Origin of the sequence: Streptomyces sp. NPDC056738, from assembly GCF_042790435.1 — a bacterium.
Taxonomy (GTDB): Bacteria; Actinomycetota; Actinomycetes; order Streptomycetales; family Streptomycetaceae; genus Streptomyces.
On the sequence record NZ_JBHTZF010000005.1, the window covers coordinates 236,122 to 250,529 of the forward strand.

Annotated in this window: 17 protein-coding genes; 8 read left to right on the top strand and 9 right to left on the bottom strand. The window is 70.7% G+C overall.

Annotation, left to right across the window (positions count from 1 at the left end; translation table 11 throughout):
• Window positions 1-84: 84 nt before the first annotated feature.
• Both ACFRIC_RS15125 and ACFRIC_RS15130 read right to left on the bottom strand, forming a co-directional pair.
• The gene (locus ACFRIC_RS15125; RefSeq protein ID WP_382784847.1) at window positions 85-1,749 is read right to left on the bottom strand and encodes a beta-1,3-glucanase family protein; all 1,665 of its coding nucleotides are present in this window, start codon (window positions 1,747-1,749) and stop codon (window positions 85-87) included.
• Window positions 1,750-1,988: 239 nt separating this feature from the next.
• Window positions 1,989-3,233, bottom strand: coding sequence for an MFS transporter (locus ACFRIC_RS15130; protein ID WP_382784849.1), 1,245 nt, complete (start codon window positions 3,231-3,233; stop codon window positions 1,989-1,991).
• A gap of 112 nt (window positions 3,234-3,345) precedes the next feature.
• On the opposite strand from ACFRIC_RS15130, the gene ACFRIC_RS15135 reads away from it, so the two are divergent.
• Window positions 3,346-3,864 carry an ArsR/SmtB family transcription factor gene (locus ACFRIC_RS15135; RefSeq protein ID WP_382784852.1) on the top strand — a complete coding sequence of 173 codons (519 nt, stop codon included), beginning with the start codon at window positions 3,346-3,348 and terminating at the stop codon, window positions 3,862-3,864.
• Between the two features lie 53 nt (window positions 3,865-3,917).
• Window positions 3,918-4,079 (top strand): hypothetical protein, encoded by a 162-nt coding sequence (locus tag ACFRIC_RS15140; RefSeq protein ID WP_382784855.1) that lies wholly within the window; start codon window positions 3,918-3,920, stop codon window positions 4,077-4,079.
• A gap of 150 nt (window positions 4,080-4,229) precedes the next feature.
• Here the strand turns inward: ACFRIC_RS15140 and ACFRIC_RS15145 are convergent, their stop codons facing one another.
• A complete protein-coding gene (locus ACFRIC_RS15145; protein ID WP_382784857.1) occupies window positions 4,230-4,787 on the bottom strand; it encodes a hypothetical protein in 558 nt (185 codons plus the stop codon).
• 248 nt (window positions 4,788-5,035) lie between these two features.
• On the opposite strand from ACFRIC_RS15145, the gene ribB reads away from it, so the two are divergent.
• Window positions 5,036-5,665: a 3,4-dihydroxy-2-butanone-4-phosphate synthase gene (gene ribB / locus ACFRIC_RS15150; RefSeq protein WP_382784859.1), complete on the top strand. Its 630-nt coding sequence runs from the start codon at window positions 5,036-5,038 to the stop codon at window positions 5,663-5,665.
• Complete coding sequence (locus ACFRIC_RS15155; protein ID WP_382784862.1) at window positions 5,662-6,369, top strand: HAD family hydrolase; 708 nt, start codon at window positions 5,662-5,664, stop codon at window positions 6,367-6,369. Before ribB ends, ACFRIC_RS15155 begins: the two co-directional genes overlap by 4 nt.
• 81 nt (window positions 6,370-6,450) lie before the next feature.
• Here ACFRIC_RS15155 and ACFRIC_RS15160 read toward each other — a convergent pair whose 3' ends face one another.
• From ACFRIC_RS15160 to ACFRIC_RS15175, 4 genes are all read right to left on the bottom strand, one after another.
• Window positions 6,451-7,254 carry a hypothetical protein gene (locus ACFRIC_RS15160; RefSeq protein ID WP_382784865.1) on the bottom strand — a complete coding sequence of 268 codons (804 nt, stop codon included), beginning with the start codon at window positions 7,252-7,254 and terminating at the stop codon, window positions 6,451-6,453.
• A gap of 41 nt (window positions 7,255-7,295) precedes the next feature.
• Window positions 7,296-8,219, bottom strand: coding sequence for a hypothetical protein (locus ACFRIC_RS15165; protein ID WP_382784868.1), 924 nt, complete (start codon window positions 8,217-8,219; stop codon window positions 7,296-7,298).
• Between the two features lie 197 nt (window positions 8,220-8,416).
• Window positions 8,417-8,785 (bottom strand): type 1 glutamine amidotransferase domain-containing protein, encoded by a 369-nt coding sequence (locus ACFRIC_RS15170; protein WP_382784870.1) that lies wholly within the window; start codon window positions 8,783-8,785, stop codon window positions 8,417-8,419.
• Between the two features lie 41 nt (window positions 8,786-8,826).
• Entirely contained in the window at window positions 8,827-9,120 is a 294-nt protein-coding gene (locus ACFRIC_RS15175) for a hypothetical protein (RefSeq protein ID WP_382784872.1), read from the bottom strand.
• Between the two features lie 281 nt (window positions 9,121-9,401).
• Here ACFRIC_RS15175 and ACFRIC_RS15180 point away from each other — a divergent pair, with 281 nt between their 5' ends.
• Window positions 9,402-10,307, top strand: coding sequence for a LysR family transcriptional regulator (locus ACFRIC_RS15180; protein WP_382784875.1), 906 nt, complete (start codon window positions 9,402-9,404; stop codon window positions 10,305-10,307).
• A 63-nt stretch (window positions 10,308-10,370) separates the two neighbouring features.
• On the opposite strand, the gene ACFRIC_RS15185 is transcribed toward ACFRIC_RS15180, so the two are convergent.
• Complete coding sequence (locus ACFRIC_RS15185) at window positions 10,371-11,255, bottom strand: hypothetical protein (protein WP_382784877.1); 885 nt, start codon at window positions 11,253-11,255, stop codon at window positions 10,371-10,373.
• A gap of 339 nt (window positions 11,256-11,594) precedes the next feature.
• Window positions 11,595-12,323 carry a hypothetical protein gene (locus ACFRIC_RS15190; protein ID WP_382784880.1) on the bottom strand — a complete coding sequence of 243 codons (729 nt, stop codon included), beginning with the start codon at window positions 12,321-12,323 and terminating at the stop codon, window positions 11,595-11,597.
• Between the two features lie 256 nt (window positions 12,324-12,579).
• On the opposite strand from ACFRIC_RS15190, the gene ACFRIC_RS15195 reads away from it, so the two are divergent.
• The 3 genes from ACFRIC_RS15195 to ACFRIC_RS15205 all read left to right on the top strand — a co-directional run bounded on the left by ACFRIC_RS15195 (window position 12,580) and on the right by ACFRIC_RS15205 (window position 14,314).
• Window positions 12,580-12,912, top strand: a complete 333-nt coding sequence (locus tag ACFRIC_RS15195) for an ANTAR domain-containing protein (protein ID WP_382784883.1) — start codon at window positions 12,580-12,582, stop codon at window positions 12,910-12,912.
• Between the two features lie 223 nt (window positions 12,913-13,135).
• A complete protein-coding gene (locus ACFRIC_RS15200; RefSeq protein ID WP_382784885.1) occupies window positions 13,136-13,321 on the top strand; it encodes a hypothetical protein in 186 nt (61 codons plus the stop codon).
• A 219-nt stretch (window positions 13,322-13,540) separates the two neighbouring features.
• Window positions 13,541-14,314, top strand: coding sequence for an alpha/beta hydrolase (locus ACFRIC_RS15205; RefSeq protein WP_382784888.1), 774 nt, complete (start codon window positions 13,541-13,543; stop codon window positions 14,312-14,314).
• The last annotated feature ends 94 nt before the right edge of the window (window positions 14,315-14,408 follow it).

Genomic DNA, 14,408 nt, shown 5'->3' on the forward strand with positions numbered 1-14,408 from the left:
CCGGAAAGCGGTGCGACCGCCCTGGTGGGGCGGCCGCACCGCTGGGACCCGCCGCTCATCGGTCCGCTGTCGCGGAGCCGGGGATCAGCTCGTGAACGTGAACCAGTTGATGTTGGTGAAGTCCGAACTGCTGCCCGCGAAGACCAGGTAGACGTCGTGGACGCCGGTGGCTGAGGCGAGGATGTTCGCGGGAACGGTCTGCCAGGTCTGCCAGCCGCCGCTGTTGGCGAAGCTGATCTCGGCGATCTTCGTGCCGGTGGTGCTGTCGAGCCGTACCTGGACGGCGCCGCTGACACCGGCGGCCGCGCCCGACGCGAGCCGTGCCTTGAACTGGGCCGGCGAGGCCGAACCGAAGTCGACGGAGGAGAACTTCAGCCAGTCGCCGTTCGCGATGTAACCCACGTCGCTGCCGCCGCCGGTGTCGGAGCAGCTCTCGGTGGTGGTCCCGCTCTGCGCCGAGTAGGACTCGGCCTGGATGGTGCCGTAGGCGCTGACCGCGCCCGAACCGCCCCCCGATCCTCCACCGGTGCCTCCGGCGCCCAGGGTGATGCTCCACGAGGTGGGCGCCCCGTCCTGGATGTGCCCGTCGACGGGGGCCGAGCCGGTCGGGCCGACGTCGTCGTACGGGAAGGCGTAGCCGATGCTCGCGTACTTGTGGACCAGCCGCGCGTAGTGGTTGGTGATCGAGTCCGTGTAGTACTGCGAGGGTGTCACGCCGTCGGGGTTGTTGTTCCCGCCCGGGACCAGCAGCGAACTGCGGTTGATCGCGGCGGCGAGCCGGGCGGCGATCGCCCCGCGGGCGTCCCCGCCGGAGTTGTAGAGGGGACCCGACGCGCAGCCGAAGATGTCGACGGCGCTCGGCTTGGTGAACGGCACGCCGTTCGTGTTGAGACCCGAGAAGACGATGGCGTTGCCGGACACCGTGCCGGTGTAGGAACCGATGCTGCCCTGGCCGTTGATGGTCAGCGGGGTGGAGGCGTAGTGGCTCCAGACCCGGTTCAGGTAGTCGTTCCAGTAGCCGCCGAAGTCGACCGGCGAGTGCGCGGGCGCCATGACGCGCAGCACCCCGCCGGAGGAGTCGGTCACCACCAGCCTGTCCCATGGGGCTCCGTCGGAGGCGTGCTGCGCCTGCAGGCCGGAGGCGATGGAGGCGAGGGCGCCGGCCGGCAGCGGGCTGACCGACTGGTTGCCTCCGCTGCCGGTGCTGGCCATCGAGATCGGCAGCGCGACCATGTCCACGTAGGAGATGTTCGCGTACAGGTTGGCGCTGTTGAAGGTGAACTCGCAGAACGTCCAGTTGGTGGCCCAGTTGGGGTCGGAGCTCACCAGGGCGGGCTGCACCACACCGGGCGGGGAGCCCGGGTTGACGAAGAACTGGAGCTTCTGCCCGACCGAGAACCAGACCCGGCCGCCGATGATGTAGTCGGTCAGCGTGACGGTCTTGGCGGCCGAACCGGAGGCGCCCAGCGCGATGGAGTAGTCGGCGATGGGGGTCACCGGGGACGAGGGGCTGGGCAGCCGGTTCAGGGCGCCGTTCGCCGAGACGAAGACGGGCCAGCCGCTGCTGTCGGTGCCGGATATGTACGCGTAGACGGTGTCGTGGCCGGAGGTGTTCGCCAGTTTCACGGGGAGCGAGACTCCTGCCGCCGCCGCGGTGGACGTCAACGGCGAGACCGGTGAGAACGGGCTGAGCGCGGCCGTGCTGGTGACGGCGGCTGCTCCGGCCAGGAAGGAACGTCGGGAAACCACGGGGGCCCTCCCGGAGGGGGTGACGGTCCGTCAACAAGATGACGGTTGGGGGGAGTTGTTTCATGTGGGGTTCTGTGCGGGGGTGACGTTATTGGACTGGACCAATACAGTCAAGGTTGCGGAACTGTTACGTCCAAGTAACGGTGTTTGTACCTTGTCGGAAGCCGCACACCGAAGATCACCCGGTCCGGAGCGGCGCGGCCGCGCCGGTGGCGCTGAAGTCCAACTCCCAAGGTCTGTCAGCCCTTCTGGGTTTCCGGTGCGGGGCGGACGTCGATCGGAGCCGCCTTGTTCGAGGTGCGGCCCGTCAGGGCGAGCGTGGCCGCCGCGGCCAGGCCGCACAGGCCCGCGGCGAGGAGCTGCACCCGGTAGTCGAGGAGGGCCACCATGCCCGTGCCCAGGAGCAGGGCGAGCCCGGTCGGCGCGTACATCAAGGTGTTGGCCGTCGCCGCCACCCTGCCGAGCAGCTCGGACGGGGTGTGCTTCTGGACGGCTGTCAGGGCCGCGATGAGCGGGCAGGGCAGCCCCAGGCCGATCATCAGGCTGCCGACGACCACGACCGGCGTCCAGGGCGTCGCCCGCGCCAGCGCGCCGAGGGCGAAGAGGGCGAGTCCGGCCGTCGCGAAGGTGCGCGCGGACATCCGGCGCATCAGCGCGCCGGCCGTCAGCCCGCCGACCACCGATCCGAGGCCCTGGACCGAGGTGAGCACACCCGCGAAGGCCGGTGACCGGTGGAGCCCGGCGTCGAGCATCGCGTACGTGGCGGTGCTGCTGACGGCGGCCAGCATCATGGCCGTCCCGCTGGTGACGACCAGCGGACGCAGGACGGGGTGCCGTCGCACGTAGCGGGCGCCTTCGGCGGATTCGGCGGTCCACGCCCGTCCGGCCCCGGCCGGGGCGGGCGCGGCTTCGCGCACCTTGATCAGCCGGAACGCGGCCGCGGCCAGGACGAAGGTGACGGCGTCCAGCAGTGCCACCGTCGGACCGCCGTACGCGGTGAACAGACTCGCGCCGGCCAGCGGGGCGAGCAGCTTCATGCTCTCGATGGCGGTCAGCACCAGGCCGTTGAAGTCGCCGCGCAGTTCGTCCGGCACGGCCGCCGCCACGAGGGCGGTCTCGGCCGCGTCCGTGAGCACCATGCCCACGCCGACCAGGGTCAACGCGGCGAACAACAGCCAGACATGCCCCTCGGAGCGTACGAAGACCGGCGCGGTCATGACGGCCGCCAGGACCAGATTGGTGGCGACCAGAAGCGGACGGCGCCGCACCCGGTCCGCCAGGGTGCCGATCACGGGTCCTGCGAAGGTCGGCGCCCAGACGCAGAAGCTGACCAGGGCGGCGAGGCTGCTGGAGCCGGTGAGCGTCTTGACCCAGATCCCGGCGGCCAGCGACATGGCCGAGCTGCCGAAGCCGGAGACGACCACCCCGCCCAGATACAGACCCGCGTTGCGGTCCCGGAAGACCTTCAGCGTGTTCCAGGCCATCCCTCACCCTTCCTTACGGTGCGGCGCCCTTGCGGGAGCGGGCACAACCTACCCCCAATCATTTGATTGGTGGTAGTCGGCTCCGGGTGCGGTGTGCGCTTTACTGGCTCGCGTGACCGATACCGATCCCGTGCTGCGCGCGCTCGCCCATCCGTTGCGGCTGCGGATGCTCAGCCTCATGTGGCCGGGGCCCATGTCGGCCGCCGAGCTCGCCCGCGAGCTGGACATCTCTCACGCGCTGGCCAGCCAGCATCTGCGCCGCCTGGACGCGGTGGGCCTGGTCGCGCTGGCCGAGGAACGCACCCGCCGCGGCGGCAGGGAGCGTCGCTACCGCGCCGTCCAGGGCACGCCGCTGTCCGACCAGCACGAGGGCACCCCGATGCTGGCCGAGACGATGGCGCACACCCTCAGGGAACGTGCCATGCGGCGCGTGGAGGGCGGCGCGGGTGTGACCGTGGACGCCGAGCTGTGGGTGGATCCCGGGACCTGGGAGAACGTCCGGCAACGGCTCGCGGAGCTCGCCACCGAACTCCATGAGGCGGCCCGGCCACCGCACACCCCGGGCACCGTCCCCTTGGGCGTGAGCGTGATGGCGTTCCCGCTGCGGGACGGGACCGAGCCGGACGGCTGAACCCGACCCGTCCGGTTATCCTTCCCGTCCGATCGAAGATCCCCGGAGGGCCCGTGCACATCACCGTTTTCCTGCTGCGGAGTGCGCTGGGCCTCGGGGGCGCGCTGGTGACCCTCTGGGAACTGACCCGCCAGGCCTCGGGGCCGGGCTGGAGGAAGCCGCGGGTGGTGGCCGCGGTGGCGGCACTGATCGCCGCCGGGCTGCTCACCTCGTAGGACTACGAGGCCGAGGGGTCCGGCCCCTTCCGCGCCCCGTTCGGCCGGGACGCGGCGAGGAACCGCGGTCGCGGCCAGGAACCGCGGCCGCTCGCGGAGAGGGGCTGGCGAACGGTCAGCGCCCCTCCGCGGACGAGGTCTGCCGATCGGTCAGCAGCCGGTGTCCTTGGGCGTGAAGTCCAGGCGCTGGTGCTGATCCGTGGCGACGGCCGTGTGGTACGTCGTACTCGTGACCTGGTACCAGACGTCGTCCCGGCTCTTGTCGCCGCCGACGTCGTCCAGGCGGACGCACCACTGTTCCGGCCGGACCACGCGCGTGTACGTCTCGGTTCCGCTGCGGACCTTCTTGCAGGTCTTCGCGTGCTCGGTGGAATACCAGGTGCGGGTACGCCGCTTGGTGCCCGAGCCGGTGCTCGTCGTGTGTCTGACCCGTCGCGTGGTCGTGGTGCACTTCTTGGTCATGCGCGGCCGCGTGGCCCGGGTGGTCCTGACGGCCCGGTGACGGACCTCGTCCCGGAGGCCGAACACGCTCGTGTCGGCCGTGGTGGCGGTGTCCGGACCGGGCTTCCCGGCACCGCTCCCGCCGTCCTGTCCGACGTCGACCGAGTAGTCCGAGCCCTCGTCGTAGGAGTCACCCCCGCCGCCGCACGCGCCGAGCCCGGCTATCAGAACAGCCGTCACCGCGGCGGTCGCAAGTCTCTTGAACATGTCTTCCTTCGTGATCTACGGGCCGCAGCGTAACGGATCATCGGCGTCGATCGAACGCCGGTGAGCGCCCAGGCGGCCGGGGCCGTGCGAAGGGCTCACCATCCGGGCCGGGAAGGGCCGTTCATCCGCCGACTCGCCTGTTCGAGTGCCGACGCTCAAGCCGGACCGCCGGCCGGCCGATGCCAACGCCGGAAGAGCAAGATCGAGAAAGGCTGCACAGAGTGACATCAGGTGGAACGCGACGGTCGTTGGACCCTCTTGCCGTCGCCGTCGACGCACTGCGGGCCGGTCGGCCGGTCATCGTGGTCGACGACGAGGACCGGGAGAACGAGGGCGACCTGGTCATGGCGGCCCAGTTCGCCACCGCGCGGACCATGGGCTTCTTCGTCCGCGTCACCAGCGGTCTGATCTGCGTCCCGATGACCGGCGAGATCGCGGACCGGCTTCAGTTGCCGCTCATGGTGGAGCCCGCCCCGGGCACGGATCCGATCAGCACGACCGCCTACACCGTCTCCGTGGACGCGGCCGGCATCGGCTCGGGGATCTCGGCCGAGGACCGGGCGGCGACGGCGCGGGCCCTGGCCGACGCCTCCACCCTGCCCGGACAACTGGTCCGCCCGGGGCACATGTTCCCGCTACGGGCCCGCCCCGGCGGGGTCGCCGAGCGGCGTGGCCACACCGAGGCCACCGTCGACCTGCTGCGCCTGGCCGGGGTCGCACCGGTCGGCGTGCTCAGCGAGGTCTGCGAGGACGACGGCTCCCTCGCCCGCTTCGAGCGGCTGCGCGATCTCGCGGACGAACACGGTCTGGCACTGGTCTCCATCGAGCAGCTCTCGCAGCACCTGCGTGACGCCGACCCCGCTCCGGCATCGGTGTGAACGACGTGCTCCGAGCCACGGTCTTCGATCTCGACGACACCCTGATCGACAGCGGCGACGCCTGGGAACGCGTCTGCGCCGACTTCACCGCCCGCCACGGTCACCGCTGGCGGCCGCAGGACGGCATCGCCCTGCACGGAAACGGCCACTGGGCCTCGTACGTCGCCGGACTGTGCACCGGCCCGGTGGACTCCGCCGACGTCGTCGAGGCCTGCACCGGCCTGATGGCCGAGGCCTGCGCGGCCGGCCGCGTCGAGGCGCTGCCCGGAGCTGTCGAACTGTTCCGTGAAGCCGGCCGGCACGGTCCCGTCGGGGTGGCCACCGCCAGCCCGCGCCGCTTCGTCCTGGCCGCACTCGAACACCTCGGCCTGGCCGGCGACGTGACCGCCGTGGTGTGCGGCGAGGACGTCGTCCGGGCCAAGCCCGCCCCCGACCCGTACCTGCGCGCGGCCGCCACCATGGGCCTCCCGCCGTCGTGCTGCCTGGCCGTCGAGGACTCCCCGAACGGCATCCGCTCCGCTGCCGCCGCTGGTATGCCGGTCCTCGCCATCCCCCGCGACCGCATGGAACTCCCCGCGGACATCGCCCACCTGCCCCTGGCCCAGGCCCCCGACGCGACACACGCCCTGCCATTCCTGGCCCACCTGCTCACCCGCCACCCCGAACCGGCCCTCCCGGGCCGACCGTTCGACACCGCCGGCTAGCCCGCCCGGACGAAGCTGCTTCCGTTCGCCGAAGGCTCCGACGGTCCCCACCGCGGATTCCCGTTCGCGGTGAAGCCACCGTCAGTCGGCTGTCCGATAGTTCATGAACCAGTGAGTGTCGAAGTAACGGGCCATCGTGAACGGGTGGTGCGGGTCGACCAGGATGCGGCAGACGAACTCGGCGGTCCCGCAGGTGAACGGGACGTCCTTGTTGTCGAAGGACCGGACCACGACGGGCCAACGGTCGGGGTCGTCGCCGTCGGTCCTCCAGCAGTACAGGTCCTCGTGTTCGGTGCCCGCCCAGATGAGAAGGCCGTCCCGTTCGAGGTGTGTCGAGGGCTCCTGGTCGAGGTCCAGATACGCGTCGAAGCCCCCGTGGCCGAACGTCTCGACCATGCGCTTGTAGTCGGCCGGCAGTGCCGTACCCAGGCGCGACTCCACCTCCGTCCAGTCCACGTCCGGCCGTTGGGCCGGCTGTGTCCAGCCGGTGATCCGTATGAGCCGTTCCATCCAGTCGACGTCGGCGTCCGCGTCCGGAGACGCCGTCAAGAGTTCCGGCACCTCCCGGTGAGCGACCACGAGGACCGGTCGCTCGATGTCCTCCGCGTCCCGCGCGACACCCGTGCCGATCCACTGATCCCCGTACGCCCATGCCCGTATCCTCACCGCCCGGTCCTCGAAGGGGACCAGGAGCCCGGACCCCTTGGACTCGTCGAGCGTGGGATCGGTGAAGCCGTCGAGAACGAGCGTGCGCGGCACGCCGTATCTGTCGGCGAGCAGTTCGGTCAGTTCCTGCGGGTCCACGTCCCCGGACAGGTACATGTAGCCGTTCCGCGGACCGAGTCGGTCCAACAGGTCATTGACGGTCTCTTGCGTGAGCTCCATGACAGACAGTGAACCTCACGGCACTGACAAGGGATGGGGGCTCAGTCGCCCCCGACCGCGTCCCCGCCTCCCGCGCCGTCGTGGTGGGCGTCCGAGTGGGTGGCCAGGTCGAAGTCCAGGTCGTCGGCGAGATCGTCGAATCGGGGCGGCTTGTGGGCCGTGACGGCGGCCGTGGCCCGGGGCTGTGGGACGGCCCTGTCCTCCGGCGGGCGTCGGTCCGAGGGTTCCCTCGTGCTGACGTACACCAGGTAGCCGGTGTCCGGGCTCCGGCCGGCCAGCGCCGTGGTGACGGCGGCCCGGCACCTACGGGTGAACCGGCGCCAGGGACGGGACAACTCCGGGGGCCAGAGTGCCGCCGGTGCGGCCAGCGCGGCCCACACCGGCATCCAGGCCGTGGCCCAGAAGCCCGGATCCCGGTCGGGCAGCCCGGGGACAGGACAGCGCAGGAGCATCGCGTGCATGGACAGGCCGAACGCGGTGACGAACGCCGCGGTCAGCGCGGGGACGCGGTAGTAGCCGAACCTCTCTCGCAAGGGCGTACGTCGGGCCTCGAGAGCCGTCCTGAACCGTTGGAAAGGAGGGTCGTTGAGCAGTTCGTACACCGTGGCCCCCCTGTTGCGGCGCAGGAGTGTCACCAGTGCGGCGAGGACCGGATCCTTCTGGCTGCCGAGCCGTCCGGGCGGCACGGTGATCCGGCCATCGTCGTCGATCTCGGCGTCCCCGGCCAGGATCAGCAGGCTCACGGCCGTCTCCGCCGCGTAGCCCTGCTGCTGCGGTGACGCGCCCTCCCACGCGGCGCCGAGCCACCATGCCGCCTGGATCGGGTCGACGTCCGTCGTCCGCATGCCCCGCAGGAACGTCCGCTCTTCCCGTGTACGCAGCCACCACACCGAGAACAGCACGGCGTTGACCGCGCCGAATCCCAGCAGCCAGTAGGCGGCGATCCAGGCCATCTCGCCGCTCATGAGACGGCCTCCGCCGTCCCCCTCGTCGGAAACACCATCGGGCGATCCCCCTCGCAGTCCACTGCCCACCTCGAACGGCCGGCAACAGCCTGCCATGAAAAGTCACTTGAGGGACGATTTCGCCCAGTAATCAGACCGCCCGCCTCGGAGGCTCGACATGCCTCCGAGGCGGGCGGCCCTGACAGCGGCCAGGAAACTCAGCGGCCGGACAGCGCCTTCAGGGTGGCCTCGGCCGTGGCGGTGCTCGACTGCGGGTTCTGACCGGTGATCAGCTTGCCGTCCACGACGACCTTGTCGCTCCACGGCGCCCCGGTCTCGACCGTGGCACCGCGCTCGCGCAGCACGCTCTCCAGGAAGAACGGTGTGTTGTCGCCGAGACCTCCCTGGCGCTCCTCCTCGTCGGCGAACGAGGTGAGTTCGCGGCCCGCGAACGTGAAGCCGCCGTCCGGGGTCGTGGCGCTGAGCAGGGCGGCGACGCCGTGGCACAGGGCGGCGACGACCGTGCCGTCGGCGTCGGCCTCGTTCAGGAGACGGCCGAGGTCCGCGTCGTGGGCGAGGTCGGCCATGGGCGCGTGACCGCCGGGGATGTAGAGCGCGTCGTAGTCGCTCAGGCGACCTCCGCCAGCGGCAGCGGGCTGGAGAGCTGGTCGTCGATGCCGTCGAGGTAGGCGCGGAACTCCCTGGCGTCGGTCTCGGACACACCGCCACGGGCATCGAGGCTGAGGGCGTCGACCGTCGGGCGGACGGCCCCGGGAGTGGCGATGTCCACCTGCGCTCCGGCGGCACTGAGCACCTTGTGGGAGGCGGCGACCTCTTCCGCCCAGAAGCCGGTCGGATGGGTGGATCCGTCGGCCAGGACCAAGCTGTCGGCGGCGGAGACGATCATCAGGATCTTCGACATCGGAATACCTGCTCTTATCTGTGGGACGACTCTGGAAACGCGGTGCCCGAGGCCCGCGGACCGCGGTGACGCGGTGCTCGTGACAACTCCAGGATTCATCACGGAAATGCCCTGCCGCCCGCGCCGCGCCATAAGAAGGGTTATGGAGCAGCGGTGGCCGATCTCCCCGGGATGTGCTGGGGGACGTCGAGCGGCGGGAGGCCGCGCCATCACCGCAGACCCATCAGTAGAATTTGATGGGCGGGAGCACTTCATAATTTCTCTAATGGGTGGAGGTGTCCATGCCCGGCCTGGACCTGCTGGCGACGTTCCTGGAGATCTACCGCACCGGCTCGCTGTCCGCGGCGGCCACGCGGCTGGGGGTGAGCCAGCCGGCGGTCACCGGGCAGCTCGCCCGTCTCGAGGAACAACTGGGCGAACCCCTGTTCGTCCGGTCGAGCAAGGGGGCCCAGCCGACACCCCGGGCCGCGGCGCTGGCGGCCCGTGTCGGCCTGCATGTCGACGGGCTCCGTACGGCCCTGGCTCCTTCGGGGGAGGAACGCACGCTGGAAGGCACGGTTCACCTGGGCGGAGCGGCCGAGGTGATGTCCCTTCGCGTGCTCCCCGCCCTGGCACCGCTCTCGGCCCGCGGACTCCGTATCCGGGTGACGCTGGGCCTGGCCGAGGAACTGCTGTCGGCGCTGACGGCGGCACGGCTCGACCTGGTCGTGTCGGCGGTCCGCCCCCAGCAGGAGGACCTGTCGGTGACGCCGCTGGTGGACGAGGAGTTCCTGCTGGTGGGGCCGCCCGCGCTGGCGCACGCCGTGGACCGGGAGCGGCTGGCCGCCGACCCGGTCGCCGCGCTGTCCCGGCTGCCACTGGTGGCCTACGCGGCCGATCTTCCGATCATCCGCCGGTACTGGCGCAGTGAGTTCGGGCGGCGGCCGCCCAACCAGGTCGCGGTCACCGTCCCGGACCTGCGCGCCGTGCTGGCCGCTGTCGTCGCCGGCATGGGCATCTCCGTGCTGCCCCGCTATCTCGCCGCTCCGGCCCTGGCCGCGGGCGAGGTGGTGCAGATGCACCGGCCGGAGGTCGAGCCCTTGAACACCCTGTATCTGGCGTCCCGGCGCGAGGTGCCGGCGAGCCCGGCCCTCGCGGCCGTGTGGGAGCACCTGGCCCGGGCGGCCCACGCCTGGAAGAGCCTCTGAAGCGGCGCGGCTCGCGGCCTACGCACGGAAGAGCCTCTGAAACGTCGCGGCCCGCGGCCTACGTCAGTCGGACCGGAGGTTCTCCAGGGTCGAGCGGGTGTCGGTCCTGAGCCACCGGGAGACCTCGCTGACCTCGGGCGGGGTGGTCGACCCGTAGGAGGTCGTATACGCGCTCCAGCTCATCTGGTACGTCATCCAGCCGTCCCGCACCGCGAGGGTCACCGCCCGGCTGCCGCTGGTCCCCGTGCCCGATGTGGTGTCCTCGGTCACGAGATAGGCCTCGTCACCGAAACCGGACACCTCCTCCACCTCGTAGTCCTCGTACCGCTGGCCGTACTCGGACCACACGGCCGTGAACTCGGGGGCCGGGTCGGTCGACTTGTGCAGGTCCATCTCCACCGAGAGGTACGCGTCGGCGTACGAGGAACTGGAGGACGTCTTCAGGGAGATGCTGCAGTAACTCTGATCGATCGCCTTGTGCTTCAGCGAGTTGTGCGTCGGGGAGCTGTCCTCCTCGGAGTACTCGGTCCGCAAGGCGCTGTAGTCCACCGCGGAGCAGAGATTGGCCTTGGCCCGATACCCGGCGAGATCCGGGTCGTCGCCCAGCGGGCCGAGAACGACGATGCCTCCGGCCCACACCACGGAGGCCGCGACCGCGCCGACCGCCGCCCACAGGACCGCGCGCCCCGCGGTGCCCTTGCCTCCGGACGGCGGGGGAAAGCCCGGCGGCTGCCCGTACGCGTACTGCTGCGTCGGGGGATGGGTGGGAGGGGGCCCGTAGGAGCCCGTCGGCGTCGGGCCGGGGATCGGGCCGGGGGTCGGCCCCGACGCCGGGCCCGGCGTGGGTTCGGGTCTCGGCGCGGGTAAGGGCTGCTGTGCCTGTGCAGGCGGGAGTGGCTGCGGCTGGGGCTGCGCCTGCGACGAGGGTTCCTCGGGCCGATCCTGCATCCTGTTGCTCCTCGGTCGTGGGCGGTGCGGTCAGATGGCGGAACGGGGCCGGGAAGGCGACACTGCCTGAGAACTCAACAGGCAGATTCTAAAGGGCAGTTCAGCGGAAATGGCCTTGTCGTACCAGCCGTTGCCCGGGGCTGCCCTCACCGGAACGGCGCACCGCGTACAGCGCACCGCGCACCACGTAGGAGGCGCTGCGGTGGACGCACCACGTAGGACGCAACCACGTAGGACGCGCCGCGCGCGACGCGCGAGCCGTGTCGTGTCGGATGTGATCGCGCCGAAGGGCCCCGCAGCGAACTGCGGGACCCTTCACGTCGGTTGACCGGAGAACCGTCAGACGGTCTTCTCGACCTTGGTGACCTGCGCCTCCATGACGTCGGCCGGCACGTCGGGTGCCTTCTCGCTCAGGACGCTCATCGCGTAGAAGACGGCCAGCGTCGAACCACTGCGCACGACCGTGTACGTCACCGGGATCTTGGTCCCCTCGATGTCGCTGGTCATCGAGTACGCGACCGCCTCGTCGCCGAGGGCGGGGGCCTTCACGGGCTTGACCTCGGTGTAGTGGTAGTCCGTGTGCTCGTAGGAGTTGCAGTTCTCGCTCTGCGTGCGCAGGTCCGCGACCACCTTCTTGGCGTCCGCCTCCTTCTGCGCCAGCAGCCCGACGCGCAGCACCGTGCCGTCGGTCGCCTTCAGGCTCGTCACCGAGCGGGACACACGGGCCGTCGCGTCGGGTTCGGTGCCCAGCAGGAACATGTCGGCCAGGGCCTGGCACGTGGCGGGCTTCGCGGGAACGCTCACCTCGGGGATCTCGTCGTCGGGAGTGTTGCCGACGCGGTAGCCCTTGAGGTCTTCCTTGGTGATCGCGGCCTTCGTCAACTGCGCCTCGGTGAGCGGCTTCAGCCCCTCCTTGGCGGCGGGCGTCGCCTGGGCGGCCGGCTTCTTCGAGCCGGCCGCGCTGCCGCCGGTGTCGCTGTCGGAGTCCTTCGCGCCGCACGCGGCCGTCGCGGCGAGCGCCGCCGTCACAACGATGCCCACCAGGACGCGCCCCGGAACTGACTTCACGTTCTTCCCCACCCTCACGTTCTCTATGGGCGCGTCCACGACAACGGCCGCGCCGAGCCGCATTCAAGCTCACAACCAGCGGACTTTGCCAGCGCGTTAGAGTCGCTTGACGTAACGATCAGAGATCGACAACTTGGTTGTACGCCGACATTGTGGTTCTCGACACTCCGAGGCCGCGCCGGGACGGTTCCGGCCATCCGCCGAGGCGGACGTGCCCTTGGTGGCATCGGGCCCGTCGAGTCAGGAGGATGGACTCATGGAACCGGGACCCAGCGATTCGAACGCCGAGAGCGACCGCATCTTCGAGCTCGAGGCGGAGGTCCAGCAGCTCAAGGAGGCCGTCACTTCACACGCCGTCGTGGACCAGGCCATCGGAATGATGGTCGCGCTCGGCCGGGTGTCCCCGGACCAGGGCTGGGCCGTACTGAAGGACGTCTCGCAGCACACCAACATCAAGCTCCGCAACGTCGCCGAACTGATCATTCTCTGGGGACGCGACGGCGAGATCCCTCAGAACATCCGCGTCGAACTGGAGGACGCGCTCGACCGGCACGGCCCCGACCAGATTCCGGAAGCGCCCACGGAATGACGTACGGGGGAACGACGCGCGATCCCTTGGAATCCCTGCCTTCCGTCCACCCCCGCCCACTCCTCGCGCGGCACCCCGCCGGACCGGATCGACCGGGGCTGTGAGGCATCGATTTCCGGCAATCCTTCCGGTACGGCGCCGGGTATGTGATGCTGCTGCACCGAATGGACCATGAACCGGTCGGGGTGCGCCCGTACGAACCGGTGCCAGAGAGGATGGCTGCATGTCGACTGCGAAGCGTCGGTACAGCCTGACGTGGACCGATCCGGACGGTGCGCCGCAGGCCTCCGCGGGTCGCTACGACAAGCGTTCCGCCACGCGGCGCCGCCGTGCGCTGGAGGCGGTCGGCTGCACCCGTGTCGAGGTCGTCGTGGTCGAGCCCGGGGAGCTTCCCGAGCCGGCGATCTGACCCGCGCCCCTCGGCGCCCGCACCGGGCGACGGAAAAGCATTGGACGCGACGACGGCCGGGCTTGTAGCTTACGAGCGACCGTGCTGCCACCGGAGGAGGTGAGACCCATGAACGCTGTAACGACGTGGGTGCTCCCCCTTTCCCGTCACGGCCGGCGATCGACGTAGGTGTCGCCGGGAGCGCCTCCACACCAGGGCACTCCCCGAAAGGCAACACCTATGCATTCTCTGCAGTTCACCGCCGAGTCGTCCTCGAACGGCATCCTTGAGCGCGACTTCCTCGTGGGCGACGTCCCCGGGGTCCTCTGGTCGCCCGCCGCGCCCGCCTCCGGAGCCGAACGGGCACCCCTGGTCCTGATGGGCCACGGTGGGGGCGCCCACAAGAAGCACCGCGCGATGCAGGGCCGGGCCCAGAAGCTGGTGACCGGCTGCGGCTTCCATGTCGCCGTCATCGACGCGCCCGGTCACGGCGACCGGCCGCGCTCCGCGTACGACGAGCAGGAGATCGCCGAGCTGCGCAGGGCGCAGGCCGCGGGCGAGCCGGAAGCGCCGATCGTCGTCCGTTACAACGCACGTCTGGCCGAGCTCGCCGTGCCGGAGTGGCGGGCGACCCTGGACGCCCTTCAGGAACTTCCCGAGATCGGCGCCGACGGGCCGGTGGGATATGTCGGCATCGCCATGGGCACCGCGCTCGGGGTGCCCATGGTGGCGGCCGAGCCCCGGATCACGGCCGCGGTCCTCGGCATGATGTGGCCCGACGCCCTGTTCGAGGCGGCGAAGCGGATCACCGTCCCGATCGAGTTCGTCCTGCAGTGGGACGACGCGCGCGTCCCGCGCGAGGCCGGTCTCGCGCTGTTCGACGCCTTCGCCTCGAAGGAGAAGACGCTGCACGCCAACGCGGGCGATCATGTCGCGTTCCCCATGTTCGAGGTGGACAGCTCGGTCCGGTTCCTCGCCCGGCACCTCGGCCGGGAGGTCACCTCGCAGGCCTGACGTGAGCGGTCGCGGGGGGGGGGCCCCCCCCCCCCCCCCCCCCCCCCCCGGCCCCCCCCCCCCCCCCGCCCGCGGGGGGGAGAAGCAAGAAAGG

Coding starts and splice junctions, on each gene's coding strand:
- ACFRIC_RS15130 (WP_382784849.1), bottom strand. CDS start 3,233: ATGGCCTGGAACACGCTGAAGGTCTTCCGGGACCGCAACGCGGGTCTG.
- ACFRIC_RS15145 (WP_382784857.1), bottom strand. CDS start 4,787: ATGTTCAAGAGACTTGCGACCGCCGCGGTGACGGCTGTTCTGATAGCC.
- ACFRIC_RS15160 (WP_382784865.1), bottom strand. CDS start 7,254: ATGGAGCTCACGCAAGAGACCGTCAATGACCTGTTGGACCGACTCGGT.
- ACFRIC_RS15165 (WP_382784868.1), bottom strand. CDS start 8,219: ATGAGCGGCGAGATGGCCTGGATCGCCGCCTACTGGCTGCTGGGATTC.
- ACFRIC_RS15170 (WP_382784870.1), bottom strand. CDS start 8,785: ATGGCCGACCTCGCCCACGACGCGGACCTCGGCCGTCTCCTGAACGAG.
- ACFRIC_RS15175 (WP_382784872.1), bottom strand. CDS start 9,120: ATGTCGAAGATCCTGATGATCGTCTCCGCCGCCGACAGCTTGGTCCTG.
- ACFRIC_RS15180 (WP_382784875.1), top strand. CDS start 9,402: ATGCCCGGCCTGGACCTGCTGGCGACGTTCCTGGAGATCTACCGCACC.
- ACFRIC_RS15185 (WP_382784877.1), bottom strand. CDS start 11,255: ATGCAGGATCGGCCCGAGGAACCCTCGTCGCAGGCGCAGCCCCAGCCG.
- ACFRIC_RS15195 (WP_382784883.1), top strand. CDS start 12,580: ATGGAACCGGGACCCAGCGATTCGAACGCCGAGAGCGACCGCATCTTC.
- ACFRIC_RS15200 (WP_382784885.1), top strand. CDS start 13,136: ATGTCGACTGCGAAGCGTCGGTACAGCCTGACGTGGACCGATCCGGAC.
- ACFRIC_RS15205 (WP_382784888.1), top strand. CDS start 13,541: ATGCATTCTCTGCAGTTCACCGCCGAGTCGTCCTCGAACGGCATCCTT.